Annotated in this window: 18 protein-coding genes and 1 pseudogene; 8 read left to right on the top strand and 11 right to left on the bottom strand. The window is 59.1% G+C overall.

Features of this window, described 5'->3' with window-relative positions; translation table 11 throughout:
* Nucleotides 1-523 precede the first annotated feature (523 nt).
* From V8689_RS07500 to V8689_RS07475, 6 genes are all read right to left on the bottom strand, one after another.
* Nucleotides 524-1579 carry a hypothetical protein gene (locus tag V8689_RS07500; protein ID WP_020301034.1) on the bottom strand — a complete coding sequence of 352 codons (1056 nt, stop codon included), beginning with the start codon at nucleotides 1577-1579 and terminating at the stop codon, nucleotides 524-526.
* Between the two features lie 105 nt (nucleotides 1580-1684).
* On the bottom strand, nucleotides 1685-2101 hold the full coding sequence (locus V8689_RS07495; RefSeq protein ID WP_020301033.1) for a hypothetical protein: 417 nt from the start codon (nucleotides 2099-2101) through the stop codon (nucleotides 1685-1687).
* A 187-nt stretch (nucleotides 2102-2288) separates the two neighbouring features.
* The gene (locus V8689_RS07490) at nucleotides 2289-2588 is read right to left on the bottom strand and encodes a hypothetical protein (RefSeq protein WP_020301032.1); all 300 of its coding nucleotides are present in this window, start codon (nucleotides 2586-2588) and stop codon (nucleotides 2289-2291) included.
* Between the two features lie 2 nt (nucleotides 2589-2590).
* Nucleotides 2591-3334: a hypothetical protein gene (locus tag V8689_RS07485; RefSeq protein ID WP_046784948.1), complete on the bottom strand. Its 744-nt coding sequence runs from the start codon at nucleotides 3332-3334 to the stop codon at nucleotides 2591-2593.
* 749 nt (nucleotides 3335-4083) lie between these two features.
* Nucleotides 4084-4698: a hypothetical protein gene (locus V8689_RS07480; RefSeq protein WP_046784947.1), complete on the bottom strand. Its 615-nt coding sequence runs from the start codon at nucleotides 4696-4698 to the stop codon at nucleotides 4084-4086.
* 79 nt (nucleotides 4699-4777) lie between these two features.
* Nucleotides 4778-6220, bottom strand: coding sequence for a tyrosine-type recombinase/integrase (locus tag V8689_RS07475; RefSeq protein WP_046784946.1), 1443 nt, complete (start codon nucleotides 6218-6220; stop codon nucleotides 4778-4780).
* A gap of 43 nt (nucleotides 6221-6263) precedes the next feature.
* Between V8689_RS07475 and V8689_RS07470 the strand changes: the two are divergent.
* A pseudogene (locus V8689_RS07470) lies at nucleotides 6264-6455 on the top strand (L-aspartate oxidase); the annotation flags it as partial.
* Here the strand turns inward: V8689_RS07470 and V8689_RS07465 are convergent.
* Together V8689_RS07465 and V8689_RS07460 are read right to left on the bottom strand one after the other, a co-directional pair.
* Nucleotides 6424-6870: a protein YgfX gene (locus V8689_RS07465; RefSeq protein WP_056790523.1), complete on the bottom strand. Its 447-nt coding sequence runs from the start codon at nucleotides 6868-6870 to the stop codon at nucleotides 6424-6426. The pseudogene V8689_RS07470 and the gene V8689_RS07465 overlap by 32 nt on opposite strands.
* Entirely contained in the window at nucleotides 6854-7108 is a 255-nt protein-coding gene (locus V8689_RS07460) for a succinate dehydrogenase assembly factor 2 (RefSeq protein ID WP_014717362.1), read from the bottom strand. The genes V8689_RS07465 and V8689_RS07460 overlap by 17 nt, the downstream gene beginning before the upstream one ends.
* A gap of 139 nt (nucleotides 7109-7247) precedes the next feature.
* On the opposite strand from V8689_RS07460, the gene V8689_RS07455 reads away from it, so the two are divergent.
* Together V8689_RS07455 and V8689_RS07450 are read left to right on the top strand one after the other, a co-directional pair.
* Complete coding sequence (locus V8689_RS07455) at nucleotides 7248-8189, top strand: YgfZ/GcvT domain-containing protein (RefSeq protein WP_056790519.1); 942 nt, start codon at nucleotides 7248-7250, stop codon at nucleotides 8187-8189.
* 35 nt (nucleotides 8190-8224) lie between these two features.
* Nucleotides 8225-9046 carry an HDOD domain-containing protein gene (locus V8689_RS07450; protein ID WP_056790517.1) on the top strand — a complete coding sequence of 274 codons (822 nt, stop codon included), beginning with the start codon at nucleotides 8225-8227 and terminating at the stop codon, nucleotides 9044-9046.
* Here the strand turns inward: V8689_RS07450 and V8689_RS07445 are convergent, their stop codons facing one another.
* Nucleotides 9047-10432 carry a sensor histidine kinase gene (locus V8689_RS07445; RefSeq protein WP_003189439.1) on the bottom strand — a complete coding sequence of 462 codons (1386 nt, stop codon included), beginning with the start codon at nucleotides 10430-10432 and terminating at the stop codon, nucleotides 9047-9049.
* Nucleotides 10425-11096, bottom strand: coding sequence for a response regulator (locus V8689_RS07440; protein ID WP_014717358.1), 672 nt, complete (start codon nucleotides 11094-11096; stop codon nucleotides 10425-10427). Before V8689_RS07440 ends, V8689_RS07445 begins: the two co-directional genes overlap by 8 nt.
* A 235-nt stretch (nucleotides 11097-11331) precedes the next feature.
* Between V8689_RS07440 and V8689_RS07435 the strand changes: the two genes are divergently transcribed.
* The 5 genes from V8689_RS07435 (at nucleotide 11332) to V8689_RS07415 (ending at nucleotide 16794) form a co-directional block, all read left to right on the top strand.
* The gene (locus V8689_RS07435; protein ID WP_056790515.1) at nucleotides 11332-12624 is read left to right on the top strand and encodes an OprD family porin; all 1293 of its coding nucleotides are present in this window, start codon (nucleotides 11332-11334) and stop codon (nucleotides 12622-12624) included.
* A 28-nt stretch (nucleotides 12625-12652) separates the two neighbouring features.
* Nucleotides 12653-13642, top strand: coding sequence for a Bug family tripartite tricarboxylate transporter substrate binding protein (locus V8689_RS07430; protein ID WP_177343029.1), 990 nt, complete (start codon nucleotides 12653-12655; stop codon nucleotides 13640-13642).
* Nucleotides 13643-13789: 147 nt separating this feature from the next.
* Nucleotides 13790-14248, top strand: coding sequence for a tripartite tricarboxylate transporter TctB family protein (locus tag V8689_RS07425; protein WP_056790511.1), 459 nt, complete (start codon nucleotides 13790-13792; stop codon nucleotides 14246-14248).
* Nucleotide 14249: 1 nt separating this feature from the next.
* The gene (locus tag V8689_RS07420) at nucleotides 14250-15764 is read left to right on the top strand and encodes a tripartite tricarboxylate transporter permease (protein WP_047710295.1); all 1515 of its coding nucleotides are present in this window, start codon (nucleotides 14250-14252) and stop codon (nucleotides 15762-15764) included.
* A complete protein-coding gene (locus V8689_RS07415) occupies nucleotides 15757-16794 on the top strand; it encodes an AbrB family transcriptional regulator (RefSeq protein ID WP_056790509.1) in 1038 nt (345 codons plus the stop codon). Before V8689_RS07420 ends, V8689_RS07415 begins: the two co-directional genes overlap by 8 nt.
* Before the next feature lie 29 nt (nucleotides 16795-16823).
* Here the strand turns inward: V8689_RS07415 and ung are convergent, their stop codons facing one another.
* Entirely contained in the window at nucleotides 16824-17516 is a 693-nt protein-coding gene (ung, locus tag V8689_RS07410) for a uracil-DNA glycosylase (RefSeq protein ID WP_056790506.1), read from the bottom strand.
* Nucleotides 17517-17529 lie beyond the last annotated feature (13 nt).

Raw genomic sequence — 17529 nt, 5'->3', positions numbered from 1 at the left:
TGCCCGCAAGGGTCCTTATCGTGCGCCTGAGCGAGCATGCGAGGGCCTATGGGGGTAAGCGCGCAGGTTAGTAGTTACAGGTGGTCACTCAGATTTTTGTGCCAGATCCTCATGAGGTGCTCTTGAGGCACCCATACAGCCAGAAGGCCACATGAACACCAACGCAGGCCCGTAGGCCGCGCTAAACGTGTCCATGAAGTTGTCCTAAGAGTTAAGGGATCGGTGAACCGTCAGGTTTGTGAGACCGTATTGAGTGGCAATCTCAAGGATGCCCTCATAGGATTTAGGCCAGCCTCCACCACTTGAGTCGTTGGTGGCCCCTGACTGGAGCAGGGCAAAGCAAACGGCTGCATATGGGGTCAGGTGATCGACTTGTATCTTCGTAACCACCCGTTTGTCCTTGTAGGTATAACAGAGAGTAAAACTCATGGCTGGCCTTGCCGTAACATGGTCGATGCCCAAGCATAGCAACTAAACAGCTCGCCCATGAGGCCCATTACGGACCTCATGGATACAGCGGGTGTTACGGCTTGACGACCACACGGGTGATCAGCGGAAAGTCTACGGTCTCGACCTGAAGTTTCTCAGTAGGGTCCGCTGGGTTTGCCAGCTTCAGCTTGACCTTGGCCTGAGCCATTACGTCAGCGATACCGGTGATTTCGATGTCCCAGCCCTGTACCGAGGCGTTACGGCTGGCGAGGATTGACCACACATCACCGTCGTTACCTTCACGGAACGACAGGGAGGCGAAGCCTTTAGGGAGCATGAAGACGCCACGGTTGCCATCCGAATAGAACTGGGTACGGCAGCCCAACAGGTCCTCAATATCATCTACGCCTGCACGCTGGGCAGCACGCTCAAGGATTGCCTGTTCGGTCATGTGCATCAGCAGCACGAAGTCACTCAGGGAGTTGCCCACTGAGTGGTTGATGCTCAGTGTTAGTTGGTCAATCCAATCCTCAGCACGATCACGTGGTCCAGTGCCAGCAATGGTGACTTCCTTGACCTCGACACTTGGGGACTTCAGGAGAATGTCCACGATGGTAGAGCCGCACGCTTTCTCAAAGTCCTGCATGGCCTTATCCAGCATTTGGCCGATGGAGTTGCTGGTGAAACCTGCCACCACATGAGCATCTAACAGAGTCATACGGTGCGAGAAGAACGCGGCGGTATCAGTGGGCTCCGTAAAGATCACGTCACCGGCAACAGCTTCACCCTTTGTAATGGTCGAGGTGTCGTAGATCGACTTACGTGGGTCGAACTCGACGTTGCGGTCGACCATGTTGACCAGTTGCACAGGGGTCGGCTCAGTGCCCTTAGGTCGAAACTCACACGGGATAGCATCAACGGCGTTCTGGTGCCATTCGCCACCATTAAAGAAGTCGTCAAGGACCGCAACGATACCTTCAGCGGCGACGCTGCCGTCACTGCATGGGGCGCTTGTGGATGCCTGGGTGTTGAACTGAAGGTTACCACCATTGCCCCACACGGCCTGCTCATAGGCAGTCGGTGCGCTGTAACGGTCAGTGTTCTCGCGGTGGTCGGCGGATTTGAAAGCGTTCTGTTTACGAGTAGGCATGATTGAGTATCTCCTGAAAGTTTACTTGAAGGGGTTCAACGGGACGCCAACAAGAGCCAGCGCCACCGGAGGCAAGACGGTGTGAGTCAGTAGGTTGCCCGTGAGTCATTCCCACGAGGACCATGAGGACCGGCCATTAGCGGCACGGATAGCAGCACCACGTGCACGGTATTCAGCTTCGCGGGCCTCACGCTTGGCACGGCGACGGGCGACCTCAAGGGCCGTAGGGGTCGCATAGGAAGCAACGCGCTCAGCATGGGCACGAGACTCAGCTAACTGGCGCTCACGCTCGGCTGCTGAATGGGCCTCACGAGCACGAACTGCTCGGACCACAGCGGGGAACGCATCAGCGATCAGACCAGCGTCAAGGTATTGCTTAACGATGGCCTCACGGGCCGAATCATTCTTACCTGCACCAGCGATCAGCCCAGACAGCATCACGCCTTCAGCGAAGGTACGGGTCACGCTCTGGCCTTGGACTTCAACAGTTTCGGGCGTTACGTTTTGAATGTTCAATTGCATGGTAGGTGTCTCCTAAATTCGAGACATTGATTCATGGCCCTGCCGCATAGAGGCAACGTGACCAGATGGCAAGGAGTAGCCGCACGGACCTCTCAAGGACATGATCAATATCTTCTGGGTTTGGGTTGGTGCGATCACGGGTCTGTAACTTGGCGGGGTGTGATCTTGGTGCCGATGGCGGACGGCGTTACAGTAGATGGATGATGCGTTGAGCTTTCCCTAAAGGGACCTTTAAGCGTGCACGGAGTACCGCGTCGATGTGGAGCGATGGTGACCCGATGATCGACTTAACGAAGGCGCTCAGACCGGGGTGATTGGCTTCGAGGTGGGCCAGTAGGGAATCCAAATGGACCCCGCATGATGACTCGCAATAGAAGCTGTTACGGGCACGTCGATCACGCCAGATGCCTCGGAGGGTCAGCAACTTCACGCGGGACGCGGGGGTGACGCACAGGGCATTGAGCTGGTCGAGGAAGGAACTGCTCATAGCTATGCCTCCTTGCATGCACGGCCCCAGCGATCCACACGGGATGCCTGAGTGGCCTTCTTAGCTTTGGCCTGAGCGGCCTTGGCTTCAGCTACGCCGACGTTGATGGTCTCAGTATTTGCACGCAACCAGTCAAGGCCACGGGGTTTGACCCTCCAGCCTTCACGGTTGCCGAAGTCCGATGAGATCGCCACAAAGGCGCCTGATGAGAAACCTTGCTGCTTTGGTCGGATCTGACCAGTACGGCTACCAAAATCGTCACAGACGTGAACGAACATCGCCCCCTTTGCGAGAAATTCAAGAGCAAGTCGAGGCTGTTGAATACCAGCCACACGGCAAGCCTCGGTCCATGTCAGACCCGCGCCGCGAGCCTTCATGTCGAGAGTCGTAGCCTTGGGCATGTTTGCGTCCAGAAGGGCATCTTTATGGCGCAGCTCACGGACGGCACTGTTACGCATGGCGATGAACGCACGAATGACCATCAGGTAAAAGTCGGTTGAAACCCACATGGCGTATGCAATTGCGCCCTCTTCTGTTGCAAGGGTCCCGTTACCGTGGGAGACATGCAAATTTGCATCTTTGATCAGGGCAGCTTGAACAGCATTACGCCACTGACCCGGTTCCCGAACATTCAGAGTCTTGGCGATCTCGTTGAGATTCCACATTCCATCTTCGTTCGGCTTGAAGGTCTGCCCCTCAATCACGATAGGCAGCAGATCAGTTTGGTTATTGGTGTTGGCCAGCATAGTAGTGGACTCCTTTTGAATGCCCCCTGAGTTCGCTCCCACAGGCCGACCGTCAAGGCCCCACTACGGGCATCGACTATGGCTCAAGAAGCATTCAGAAAGACTTGACGTTGATAAAAGCCCAGCGACGGGCGTAGAGGAATTCAGAGCGACCGATTAGCTTAGCGGTCTGTCCCTGTTCTTGTGAGGGTTTTTAATCTGGTCATACTGGAGCACCAACGAGCCGCTACGGTCACACTTCTACAACCACGACATCGAAGGTAGACCCAAGATCTTAATGATCGACCTTAAGGTAACTCTAAGAGCATTCTCTTTAAGTTTTTATTATTTATAGAACTAAACTAATAAAACTTAATCTTAGAGTCATCTTGTAGAGATCTTTAAGTTAAAAGGCCCCTTTATACTGTGCGATCAGAGATAGGAGGCCCAAACCTATCAAGGGTCTATTCACACGAAGTGCGCAGACAGAATCGCTACAGTGGACCTGATGCTGGCCCCGCAGATCCCGTTAGGGCTGCGCTTGGTGGTCGTGGTGTCTTGGACATTGGTCTACCTGAAAGAGGTAACGTTGATCACTGGACGTACACGCCTTGCCCGCAGAGGGCCACCTTTGAGGTGACCTTGCGGCATCTTGAAAGGAAAGCAACGCTGATTTAGCCTGTCCCTCTTTGGGTGAGGGTTTTTAAATCTTCGACGAACGTGTAGCTAACACGTCAGGACTCACAACCGCTCGCATGTCCTTATCGAACCTAACGGCTGGTCTTCCCTGAAGTGACATCAAGGTAGACCTTATTGTTGACTTTCATACCGCCGCAATAAGTGAAGTACACACCTTCGCCACGATTCGTTGAGGCCATCCAGCCACCAATTTCCTTGAAGTCATCCTCAGTACAAGTGCCGTCATCTATCAATGCCCGCGCTGCTTTAGCAAATGGGTCCTTATAAATCCTATAATCGTCTGAACCTTTTACGAGAGAGTAATCTCCACTTGCATCCTCTGAAGGGTCCTTAGGGCGATCTCGGCTAAAATCTTTGCTCTGAACCCATTCAGCAAACTTCCCGTCCTTGATGCCATTAACGGCCGTACAGGCTTTATTTCCAGACTTAATGTACTCGCTGACGCCGCCAGTACAGGATGCAGAATAGGTTTTAGTAATACGCACCCACTGACCTTTACGCTCTAAGATGTCAACGCCTTCCCTGAACATAAGACGGCCTGCGACCCCACACTCTGTAGATGGGCAAGTGTGTCGATCAGTACGATCTGTGGTGACCCATAGTTTTTCCTGCCCCAGCGCATGAGCCGCAAAGACTTGAAGCACTGCACAAAGAGCGAGGCCACTGAAGAAACGTCCATTGTTCAATTGACAGCTCCGTTACTTAGTTAATGTTCCATGATGTCCGCATACTAAGCGCTCGTTGGCGACCAGCATAGATGCAGCCTTAGCTTACCAGCTTCAAAGCTTTCACCAGAGCGTCCGCCATACGGCCCACCTCAACGGCACTCCCAGCCCCGTACAGGTCATAACTGATAGACCCTGAAGCGTGACCCAAGATGGACTCAGCGGTTCCCACAGGCACCTCAGCGGCCTTCAAGGCACCGGCCAGTGAGTGACGCAATGAGTGGAAAGTCTGGGTCCGATCAGCGTTCAAGCTCAAGACATCCCGTAACGCACCATTAAGCAGGTTCGAGAACTGACCAGCGCCCAAGGTGAACAGCCGAGAGTCGGCCTTCCTGACAAACTCAAGGAACGCCTTAAGGTCGAAGCCATAGGCCCCGTCAGTCAGCGGTACGACACGTAGAGCATTCTTGGTCTTGGCTGTCTTGCCATCGTTCCTATTGATGTCGATGACCCACACAGTCCCGACCTGCTTAACGTCAGCCTTGGTCAACTGCCTGAGTTCCTCAATACGGGTCCCAGTGATCACTCCAAGGGACAACGCCCAGCGCTGCCAAGCGTCCACTGGAAGCGACTTAGCGTGAGCCATCAGGGCCTTTACCTGATCCTGAGAGAGCGCCTCACGGGAGCTGTCAGCTCCTTTAGTTGGCTTCAGGCCCTTATCGAAACTCTTATCGAGGTAGCCATTGTTCACAGCCCAATCCATGACCGTTGATAGCCGGGTCAGCAGCTTCTTAACTGTCGAAGGCTTACGGGCCTCAAGGAGCTTTTCCCTGAGGCCCTTCATGTCCTCCCGTGTGTGGCTCTTCATGTCCAAGTCACCAAGGACCGCACCGATGGCCTCACACGATGACTTCACGTCCCGCATGGTGCTGGCCTGAATGCTGTCCTTGCGTTCCTCCATGTAGAGCGCAGAGAGAGACTTAAAGGTCAGACCCGGAGAAGCATTTACAGATTGGGAGAGAAAGAGGGCTTCAGGCGTGCCACAAGGTTCATCGTTGAGGTCCTTAACGATCTCGACCAGCTTCCCTGAACGGCCCCGCATACGCTCCTGAGAGGCCTCAAGGATCTCAAGGGCCTTACTGACTGCCCGCTGCTGATTCACACTCAGAGGCAACGTTGCGGACGCCTTACGCAACGCCAAGTGATGCTCATCGTTGATCATCTCGTAAGCGACCAGTGAGCTGTCACCGTGTGCCATCGTCAAGTTGTACTCAGCGAAGTCAGTCAGGCGCGCGCGCAGTTCATCCCATGACGCCTCTGGGTTGTCCAAGTGGTAGGCCTTGAGGGTCGAAAGGATGTCGTCTGAGATGGTCATTGCGGTGGCCTTGTCGGTGGTCCTGAGTGACAGCGTGAAGAAGCCCTTAACGGTTCCTTGCGGGCGAAGGCGAAGGTAATAGCGACCAGACCGGCGATAGTGGTATGGCTTGGCGAGCGCAGTTTGTAACAGGTTTGTCCCACTTTGGGAGCGGTGGTTGACGGTCATCGGCTGAAACCCCTGTATCCATTGGGTTTAGCCTCACAGGGTCGAGTTCTACAGCAACTATAAGGTCAGCCGCGACCTGATCGAATTGCGCAACCTGGCCCAAGTGGCCGAGTTGATGATTCGTTCAGCCATGGAACGCAAGGAAAGCCGCGGCCTGCATTACACCCTCGACTACCCCCAGATGCTGCCCGAAGCCCGGGACACTATCCTGGTGCCAACCACCTACGGCGGCTGAACTTCAGGCGTACACGCAGGCGCCGATGCACATCGGCGGCCTGCGCATCCTTGGGCACGCAGATGGACCGCACTCGCCGTTCACCCTGTACCCGGTAACGCAACACCACGATCAGCGGCAACGCCAGGCTGTCGGGCCGCAGTTGCCCAGAGTGCCACCCACGTGCGGCGCTCCATAATTGCCAGCCATCGTCGTCACGGCGCAGGCCACGAATCGACGAACGGTGAGTGAGCAGGATTTGCCGCGGTAATACCCAGGCACAATGAGCCAGGCATAACAGGATGCCAAGGCTTGAGTAAGGCAGGTTTAGAACCAGCAGGCTGCCCAACGCGATCAGTTGGGCAAGCACATAGGCCGCCAGCAACAGCCGCGAGGCCTGCCAGCGGCATTCGAAACGATTACTTGGGCTGGACACGATCCAGGATCATCCGAACCATGCGCTGCAGCTCCGGGTCTTCGGATTCGGCGCGCTCCATGAACCAGCCAAACATGTCCTGGTCTTCGCACGTGAGCAACCTGACGTAGAGGTCGCGGTCCACCTGATTGAGCGTCGCGTACACCTCTTTGGTGAAAGGCACCAGCAGCACATCCAGCTCCAGCATGCCGCGACGGCTGTGCCAGTAGAGGCGATTGATTTCTACATCTTCGACCATGGAGCCCTCCTAAATTAGAGCGCAAGTATACAGCCCCGACGACACCGGAACAGTCGGCTTTGGTCGACCGCGACGAAACTATGCATTTGCCGGACGCCCCTCTATGATGCACCCATGACTTTTTGACCTGCGATGACCCATGGCTGACTCCGCTTTTTTCTGCTCCCTGTCCCACGAAGGCGTTCTCGCCGTCCGCGGCTCCGATGCTGCCAAGTTCCTGCAGGGCCAACTGACCTGCAACCTCAATTACCTGAGTGATACCCAGGCCAGCCTGGGCGCGCGCTGCACGCAAAAAGGCCGGATGCAGTCGAGCTTCCGCATCCTGCTACAGGGTGATGGCGTACTCCTGGCCATGGCCACCGAATTGCTAGAACCGCAGTTGGCGGATTTGAAAAAGTACGCGGTGTTCTCCAAGTCCAAGCTCACCGACGAAAGCGCTGCCTGGGCGCGCTTCGGCCTGGCGAACGCAGACGCGGCCTTGACCGCTCTGGGCCTGGAACTGCCGGTCGAAACCGACAGCGTGGCACGCAACGAGGCATTGATCGCCGTCCGCGTTTCCCCGGGCCGTGCCGAACTCTGGGTACCTGCCGAACACGCCGACACCGTGCGCAGCCAATTGGCCGCGCAGTTGCAACAGGCCGACTTGAATGCCTGGCTGCTTGGCCAGATCCGTGCTGGTATCGGCCAGGTAATGCCCCAGACGCGCGAGCTGTTCATCCCGCAGATGCTCAACCTGCAAGCCGTGGGCGGCGTGAGTTTCAAGAAAGGCTGCTACACCGGCCAGGAAATCGTCGCGCGCATGCAGTACCTGGGCAAACTCAAGCGGCGCTTGTATCGCCTGAGCCTGGAAACAGCCGAACTCCCCGAGCCAGGCACTCCACTGTTTTCCCCCAGCCATAACAGCGCAATCGGCGAAGTGGTCATCGCCGCAAAAGCTGACCAGTCGATTGAACTTCTCGCGGTGCTGCAAGCCGAAGCTGCCGACAGTGGCGACGTGCGCTTGGGCACCCTGGAAGGCCCGGGCTTGCACCTGCTTGACCTGCCCTACCCACTGGACCGAGATCGCGAGATCCAGCGTTAATCGCCGTACTTTTTGCAGCACCCTAGAGAGCATGAATGAACAAGCTGGCGGAAAAAGTCCAACAAGCGTTGGTAACGGCCATCGATAACGATGACCTGGTTCTGCCGACATTGCCGGAGGTGGCCCTGAAAATTCGCCAGGCCGCCGAAGACCCGGAGATCAGCATCAGCCACCTGAGCAAAGTGATCAGTCGGGACACGGCCCTGTCGGCGCGCCTGATCAAAGTGGTCAACAGCCCGTTGCTGCGGGCCAGCCAGGAAGTCACCGACCTGCACACCGCCATTACCCGGCTCGGTACCAACTACAGCAGCAACCTGGCCATCGGCCTGGTGATGGAGCAGATCTTTCACGCCCGCTCCGAGGTGGTCGAACAGAAAATGCGCGACGTGTGGCGCCGCAGCCTGGAAGTGGCGGGCGTGAGCTACGCCTTGTGCCGTCGCCACAGCCAGCTCAAGCCAGACCAGGCGGCGCTGGGCGGCCTGGTGCATCAGATCGGCGTGCTGCCGATCCTCACGTATGCCGAGGACCACTACGAGCTGCTGGCCGATCCCGTCAGCCTCAACCACGTCATCGACAGCATCCACCCGGTGCTGGGGGACAAGCTGCTGCGGGTGTGGGACTTTCCCGAGATGCTGGTGAACGTGCCGGGCCAATACCTGGACCTGACACGCGACTCTGCCAGCCTGGACTACGTCGACCTGGTGCAGGTCGCCGCGCTGTACTGCCACCGCGGCACCGACCATCCCCTGGGGACCGTGCCGATTGCCACATTGCCGGCTCTCATGAAGTTACGCATAGACCTGCACAGCGACGCCCTGCGCAGCGAACTGGACGAAGCTCGCTCGATGTTTTACTGATCAACCCGCGATAAAACTCACGCGTACCTTAAGCCCCGCCAGCTCGCCATCATGCAGGCTGATCTGCGCCAGGTGCGCACGGCAAATCTCCCCGACAATCGCCAGCCCCAAGCCCGAGCCCATGCCCTGCTGGCTGCGTCGATAAAAGCGCTCGAACACCCGATCCCGCTCATCCAGCGGGATACCGGGGCCGTCATCTTCCACCTCCAGCACCGCCGGGGCGGTCACCCGCAGAATCACATTGCCGCCGGGCGGCGTATGGGCCAAGGCGTTATCCACCAGGTTGCTAAGCAACTCATTAAGCAGCGTCGGTTCGCCGCGCAGCCATACCGGCTCATCGGCCTCCAGCGCCAGGGCCACGCCCCGCGCGTGGGCCAGCGGCGCCATGGCCATACCGAGCTCACGGGCCAGTTGGCTTAAATCGAGCAGTTGCGCACCGCCTTCGGCAATGGCCCGGGCACCGTTCTCGATGCGGGCCAGTGACAACAATTGATTGGCCAGGTGCGTCAGGCGGTCGGTGCCCTGGGCGGCCGTTTCCAGGGTGCTGCGCCAGGTGGCCGGCTCTTCGGCACGCAGGCCCAGTTCCAGCCTGGCTTTGAGCGCCGCCAACGGTGTGCGCAGCTCGTGGGCAGCATCGGCAATAAACTGCGCCTGGCGCTCGAACTGCCCGCGCAGGCGTTCGGTGAAATGGTTGAGCGAGCGCACTAAGGGGCCGAATTCATCCTGAACTTCCACCAAAGGCAGGGGCCGCAGGTCATCGGGCTGGCGCTCTTCTACAGCCGTGCGCAGGCGTTCCAGCGGGCGCAGGGCGGCGCTTACCGCGAACCACACCAGCAACAATGCGCCGATGGCGAGCATGCCCAGGCGCAGCAGGGTATCAGCCATCAGGCTGCGAGCCATGGCCACCCGCGCTTCGTCGGTCTCCGCGACACGAATTTCGGCCATGCCATTCATGTTCGGCTCCGAGACGGCCTTGAGCAGGCTCACCACGCGTACATGCTGGCCCAGGTACATGGCGTTGTAGAACCGCGCCAAGGCTGGATAATCGTCGGTGCGGGGCGTGCCGGGCGGCGGGCCGGGCAGGTTTTCGTAACCGGAAATCAGCTTCTGATCAATGTCATTGACCTGATAATAAATGCGCCCGGCACTGTCGTAGGCAAAGGTGTCCAGGGCTACATAAGGCACATTGGCGCTGAGGGTGCCGTCCACCTGGGTCAGGCCGGCGGCAATGGTGCGTGCCGAGGCCAGCAGCGTGCGGTCATAGGCGGTGTCGGCGGCTTCGCGACCGTTCCAATAAGCGCTCATGCCGCTGGCGAGCATCAACAACACCAGCAATAACGCGAGGTTGCAAAGCAAGCGCCAGCGCAGGCTGCTGGGCTTATGCATCACGGGCTTCCAGCAAGTAGCCAAGGCCGCGGAAGGTGACGATGGCGATGGGCTGACCATCGAGCTTTTTGCGCAGGCGATGCACGTAGATCTCGATGGCGTCGGGGCTGGCCTCCTCGTCCAGGCCAAATACCTGGGAAGCCAATTGCTCCTTGCTCATCACGCGGCCCGGCCGGGCGATCAAGGCTTCGAGCACCGCTTGCTCTCGGGAGGTCAAGGTCATCAGTTCACCTGCGACCGTGAAGCGCCGGGTGTCGAGGTCGTACACCAACACACCGCAGGTCTGCTGGCGCTCGCCGCCCAACACGCTGCGCCGCAACAGTGCCTTGACCCGTGCTTCAAGCTCCGTGAGTTCAAACGGCTTGGCCAGGTAGTCATCGGCGCCCAGGTTCAGGCCGTGCACGCGGTCTTTTACATCACTGCGAGCGGTCAGCATCAGCACCGGCAGGTTTTTTCCACGTGCCCGCAAACGCGCGAGCACCTCGAAACCATCCAGGCGCGGCAACCCTACGTCCAGGATCACCGCGGCGTATTCCTCGCTGCTCAAGGCCAGGTCCGCCGCCACGCCGTCATGCAACACATCAACGGTCAAACCCATGCTCTTGAGCGCTTGGGCGACACTTTCGGCGAGCTGCAGATGGTCTTCAACCAACAGGACACGCATGGATTTCTACCTCATTCAGGGGTGGTCGGCGCCACGCTTTGCCCGGCAGTTTACAGCCGCAACCTGGCCTGTGAAGCCCGAAAACATTGAAAGGCGATTGAAAGGTTAGTGAAAGCTTCGCCCTTTAGGATCTAACCACGGTGGTCTATGCCCGCCGAGTTGCCTGACCCGCAGCGCCCGAAAAACGCCTCGAAGCGTTTTCGCCAAAATAAGAACAATAACGGAGTACACCACGATGCTGTCGACCCAGCCACAGGCTTGCCCGCCTGTTCGCTCTTCCCGCCTGACCCACACCGCCCTCGCCAGTGCCGCTGCCCTTGCCGGCTTTGCGCCACTCAGCCAGGCTGCCTTCTTCGAAGACAGTAGCGCGACCCTGGAAACCCGCAACATGTACTTCAATCGCGACTTTCGCGACGGTACCAGTGCCCAGCAATCCAAGCGCGACGAATGGGCCCAGGGCTTCATGCTCAACCTGCAATCAGGCTACACCGACGGCACCGTCGGCTTTGGCGTGGATGCGCTGGGCATGCTCGGAGTCAAGCTCGACTCCAGCCCCGACCGCACCGGCACCGGCCTGCTGCCGACCCACGATGACGGCCGCGCCGCCAACGAGTACGCCAAGCTGGGCCTGACCGGCAAAGTGAAAATCTCCGCCACTGAGCTTAAGATCGGCTCGCTGATCCCCGAACTGCCGATTCTCAAACCCAACGACGGGCGCATCCTGCCGCAGACCTTCAACGGTGGCTTGATCACTTCCAAGGAATTCAAGAACCTGGTGTTCACTGGTGGCCGCCTGGACAAAGCCAAGGACCGCGACGACACCAACTACGAAGACATCGCGCTCAATAACAAAAACAGCCGCTTCCTCAGCGGTGCCACCGGCAAGCACTTCAACTTCGGTGGCGTCGACTACAAGTTCGCCGACAAGATCACCGGCAGCTACCACTTCGCCCAACTCGACGACGTGTACCGCCAGCACTTCCTCGGCATGGTCGCATCCCGCCCGATGGGCCCTGGCACTTTCGGCGCCGACCTGCGCCTGGCGATCAGCGATGACACAGGCTCAGCCCGCGGCGGCAATATCGACAACACGTCCCTCAACGGCCTGTTCAGCTATGCCCTCAATGGCCATAAGCTCAGCGCCGGCTACCAGCACATGTCCGGCGACAGCGCCTTCCCGTATGTGGATGGCAGTGACCCGTACCTGGTCAACTTCGTGCAGATCAACGATTTTGCCGGCGCCGAAGAACGCTCCTGGCAGGCACGCTATGACTACGACTTCGCCAAGCTGGGCATTCCGGGCTTGAGTTTCATGAGCCGTTACCTCTCGGGGGACAACATCAAGCTCAAGAACGGCGAGACCGGCAAGGAGTGGGAACGCAACAGCGAGATCAAGTACGTGGTGCAAAGCGGCACGTTCAAAGATGTGGCCGTGCGCCTGCGTAACGCCACCTATCGCTCCAACTATTCGGCCCGTGACGCAGATGAAATGCGCTTGCTGGTCAGCTACAGCGTCGCACTTTGGTAGTACCCCCCTCATAACAACAACGATGGAGATCACCATGACCCTTTCACTGCGTAAATTTGCCCTCGCCGCTGGCTGCATGCTGTTCGCCGGCCAACTGCTGGCCGCCGACGAACCCAAGCGTCCGGAATGCATCGCCCCGGCCTCCCCTGGCGGCGGTTTTGACCTGACCTGCAAGCTGGCGCAAAGCGCGCTGGTGAATCAAAAGCTGCTGACCAAGCCGATGCGCGTGACCTACATGCCAGGCGGCGTGGGCGCGGTGGCCTACAACGCGGTCGTCGCTCAGCGCCCTGCGGACGCCGGCACCTTGGTCGCCTGGTCGAGCGGTTCGCTGTTGAACCTGGCCCAGGGCAAGTTCGGCCGTTTTGACGAAAGCGCCGTGCGCTGGTTGGCGGCAGTGGGCACCAGCTATGGCGCCATCGCGGTGAAAAGCGACTCGCCCTACAAGACCCTCGACGACCTGGTCAAAGCCTTGAAGAAAGACCCAGGCAGCGTGGTGATCGGCTCCGGCGGCACCGTCGGCAGCCAGGACTGGATGCAAACCGCGCTGATCGCCAAGGCCGCCGGGATCAACCCGCGCGAACTGCGTTACGTCGCCCTTGAGGGTGGCGGTGAAATCGCTACGGCTCTGCTGGGGGGGCATATCCAGGTGGGCAGTACCGACATTTCCGACTCCATGCCGCATATCCAGAGTGGTGACATGCGCCTGCTGGCGGTGTTCTCCGAGAAGCGCCTGGATGAGCCAGAGATGAAGGACATCCCGACTGCCAAAGAGCAAGGCTACGACATCGTCTGGCCGGTGGTGCGTGGCTTCTACCTGGGGCCAAAGGTCAGCGATGCCGACTACGCCTGGTGGAAAGACGCCTTCGACAAACTGCTGGCCTCCGAGGAGTTCGCCAAGCTGCGTGACCAGCGCGAGCTGTTCCCGTTCGCGATGACCGGCCCGGAGCTGGACACCTACGTGAAAAAGCAGGTGGCTGACTACAAAGTGCTGGCCAAAGAGTTCGGCCTGATCCAGTAACCGCCCCTCTTTTGTGTAATGCCCCTGTAGGAGCGAGCTTGCTCGCGAAGAACGCAAGTACACCGTGTGCATCCAGGATGGCCGGCGTCATCGTTGACGTTTTTCGCGAGCAAGCTCGCTCCTACACGAGGGGCCTTGGAGTTTTCTATGCTCTTACAACGCATTTTTGCCGCGGTGCTGTTACTGGCCTGTATCGGCCTGGCACTGATGGCCTGGCCGTATCAGGCGGCCTTTTCCTACGAACCCGTAGGGCCAAGAGCCTTCCCCCTGCTGCTGCTCGGGCTGATGGGCCTGGCGCTCATCTACATGATGATTCGCCCGCAGGCGACCAAACACACTGACGATGAACCGGCGCTGGACCAACCCACGCTGATCAAGATCGGCATCTGTGTGGCCCTGCTGCTGGTGTTTGCCGGCACATTCGAATCCTTGGGTTTCATTCTCAGCAGCATGCTGATCGGTATTCCGATGGCACGGCTGTACGGCGGCCGCTGGTGGCCCAGCGTGGTGATCATCACCTTGATGAGCGTCGGTCTTTATCTGCTGTTCGATAAAACCATGGACGTACCGTTGCCCCTCGGCCTGCTCGACGTTCTGGAGAACTGACATGGATACTTTTGGCTATTTGGGCCAGGGTTTCGGCATTGCGCTGAGCCCCTATAACCTGGTGACCGCGTTGTGCGGCACCTTGATCGGCACCGTGGTCGGCCTGCTGCCGGGCCTGGGCCCGATCAACGGCGTGGCGCTGTTGATCCCCATCGCATTTGCCCTGGGCTTGCCGCCAGAGTCGGCGCTGATCCTGCTGGCAGCCGTGTACCTGGGCTGCGAATACGGCGGCCGCATCAGTTCGATTCTGCTGAACATCCCGGGCGAAGCGTCCACCGTGATGACCACCCTCGACGGCTACCCGATGGCCCGCAAAGGCCTGGCTGGCGTGGCACTGTCGTTGTCGGCCTGGAGTTCGTTCATCGGCGCGTTTATCGCCACCTGCGGCATGGTGCTGTTCGCCCCGCTGCTGGCCAAGTGGGCAATTGCTTTTGGCCCGGCGGAATACTTCGTATTGATGGTGTTTGCGATTGTCTGCCTGGGCGGCATGGCCGGTGACAAACCGCTGAAGACTTTTGTTGCGGCGCTGATCGGCTTGTTCCTCTCTTGCGTGGGCATCGACGCCAACAGCGGTGTGTACCGCTTTACCGGCGACAATATTCACCTGACCGACGGTATCCAGTTCGTGGTCCTGGTGCTCGGCCTGTTCTCCATCAGCGAGATTCTCCTGCTGCTGGAAAAAACCCACCGTGGCCAGGAAGCGGTGAAAGCCACCGGGCGCATGATGTTCAACGTCAAGGAAGCCTTGTCGGTGCTCACCGTGAATCTTCGTTGCGGCGTGTCGGGCTTTATCATCGGCGTGTTGCCGGGCGCTGGTGCAACCATGGCCTCGGCCGTTGCCTACATGACCGAGAAACGTATCGCAGGCGCCAGCGGCAAATTCGGCCAAGGCGACATGCGCGGCCTGGCCGCCCCTGAAACCGCGATCGGCGCATCGGTCTGCGGCGCCATGGTACCGATGCTGACCCTCGGTGTTCCTGGCTCGGGCACCACAGCGGTGATGATCGGCGCCCTGTCGCTGTACAACATCACTCCCGGCCCACTGCTGTTCCAACAGCAACCGGACATTGTCTGGGGCCTGATCGCCTCGTTGTTCATTGCCAACATCATGCTGGTGGTGCTCAACATCCCGATGATCCGCATCTTCACCCGTATCCTTGCCGTGCCGAACTGGGCGCTGGTGCCGGTGATCGCCATCATCACCGCGATTGGCGTGTACGCCGTGCATGCCACCACCTTCGATCTGTTCCTGATGATCGCCATCGGCATCTTCGGTTACATCCTGCGCAAGCTGGACTTCCCACTGTCGCCGCTGCTGCTGGGCTTTATCCTAGGTGGCCTGATGGAGCAGAACCTGCGCCGGGCGCTGTCGATCTCCAACGGTGCGCTGGAAATCCTGTGGTCGAGCCCGATCACCTTTGGCGTCTGGGTACTCACCGCAATCATGCTGCTCGTACCGTTGCTGCGTATCTGGCGTAAACGCGTGCAACAGCGTCGTGCCCTGGCCGATGTCTGAGGTCACCTTTAAACATTGGTGGGGAACACCGCTGGTCGGCCTGGCCGGCGGTTACCTGGCCAGCCTGGTGGGCTGGCCTTTGCCGTACATGGTCGGCTCGTTGCTGGCGATCATCCTGGTGCGGTGCCTCACGCCCTGGCAGTTGGCAGAGATTCCCGGCGGGCGCAAATGCGGCCAATGGGTAGTGGGCATCGGCATCGGCCTGCACTTCACCCCGGTGGTAATCGAGCAGGTGATGAGCCACTTCGGCCTGATCTTCTTTGGCGCACTGGTCACCAGCTTGTCGAGCGTGGTGGGCGTGTGGTTGATGCGCCGCAGCGGTGAAGACCGCGCCACGGCGTTCTTCTCCAGCATGCCGGGGGGCTCCGGCGAGATGGTCAACCTCGGCGCGCGCAATGGCGCGGTGCTCAGCCGGGTGGCGGCCGGGCAAAGCCTGCGGGTGCTGGTGGTGGTGCTGTGTGTGCCGGCGATCTTCAAGTATTTGCTCGGAGGCGGCGCGCCGCAGTTTCATCCGGCACCTGTGGACTGGGCCTGGCTGGCCCTGCTGTTTCCGGTGGGTGCGCTGGTTGCCTGGGGCTGGCAACGCTTGCGTCAACCCAACCCCTGGTTGTTCGGGCCGTTGCTGGTGAGTGCGGTGGCCAGCGTGACCTGGGACTTGCACATTGGTCTGCCTGATGGCGGCAGCCAGATTGGCCAATGGCTGATCGGCAGCGGTTTGGGTTGCCACTTCAATCGACAGTTCTTTCGTCGCGCGCCATCGTTCATGGGCCGCACCTTGATTGGCACGGCGTTGACCATGTTGTTGGCCACATTGGCGGCGGTTGGCTTGAGCGCCCTCACTCACCTCGACCTGCGTTCACTGACCCTGGGCATGATGCCAGGTGGTATCGCTGAGATGAGCCTGACAGCTGAAACCCTGCAGCTGTCGGTACCCTTGGTGACGGCAATGCAGGTGATGCGCCTGTTGTTCGTGCTGTTTTTGGCCGAGCCTTTGTTTCGGCACTGGAACCGTCAGCCAGAACCGCTCTAAACCCTCCCACACTTTGAATGTGCCAGGCCTCAGACCGGTGGCAAACGCCACTCAATGGGGGCCTCACCATTCTGCTCAAGAAACTTGTTGGTCCGGCTAAAATGCCCGCAGCCCAGAAACCCACGATACGCCGACAACGGTGACGGATGCACCGACGTCAGCACCAGATGCTTGGTGGCGTCGATGAGCTTCTGCTTGCTTTGAGCATGGGCGCCCCACAGCAGGAACACCAAGTGCGGCTGATGCTCACTGACCACTTCGATAATCCGATCGGTAAAAAACTGCCAGCCCTTGCCCGCATGGGCATTGGCATTGGCGCGCTCCACGGTCATGGTGGTGTTGAGCATCAGTACGCCTTGGTCCGCCCAGCTTTGCAGGTAACCGTGGTTGGGGATGTCGATGTTCAGGTCGCGCTTGAGTTCTTTGTAGATATTGACCAGCGACGGCGGCGTCGGCACGCCCGGTTGTACCGAGAAGCACAGGCCGTGGGCCTGGCCAGGGCCGTGGTAGGGGTCTTGGCCGAGGATCACCACCTTGACCTTGTCCAGCGGTGTCGAATTGAGGGCGTTGAAAATCAATGGGCCGGGCGGGTAGATCTCTTTGCCAGCGGCATGTTCCTGGCGCAGAAACTCGCGCAATTGCGCCATGTAGGGCTTCTCGAACTCATCGCGCAGGGCGTGTTTCCAGCTGGGTTCGAGTTTGATACGGTCGCCATCGGTCATAGTTGCATTGTCT

Source organism: Pseudomonas sp. AK181 (genome assembly GCF_051122975.1).
Lineage (GTDB): Bacteria > Pseudomonadota > Gammaproteobacteria > Pseudomonadales > Pseudomonadaceae > Aquipseudomonas > Aquipseudomonas lactis.
This window is presented reverse-complemented; position numbering and strand designations above follow the sequence as displayed.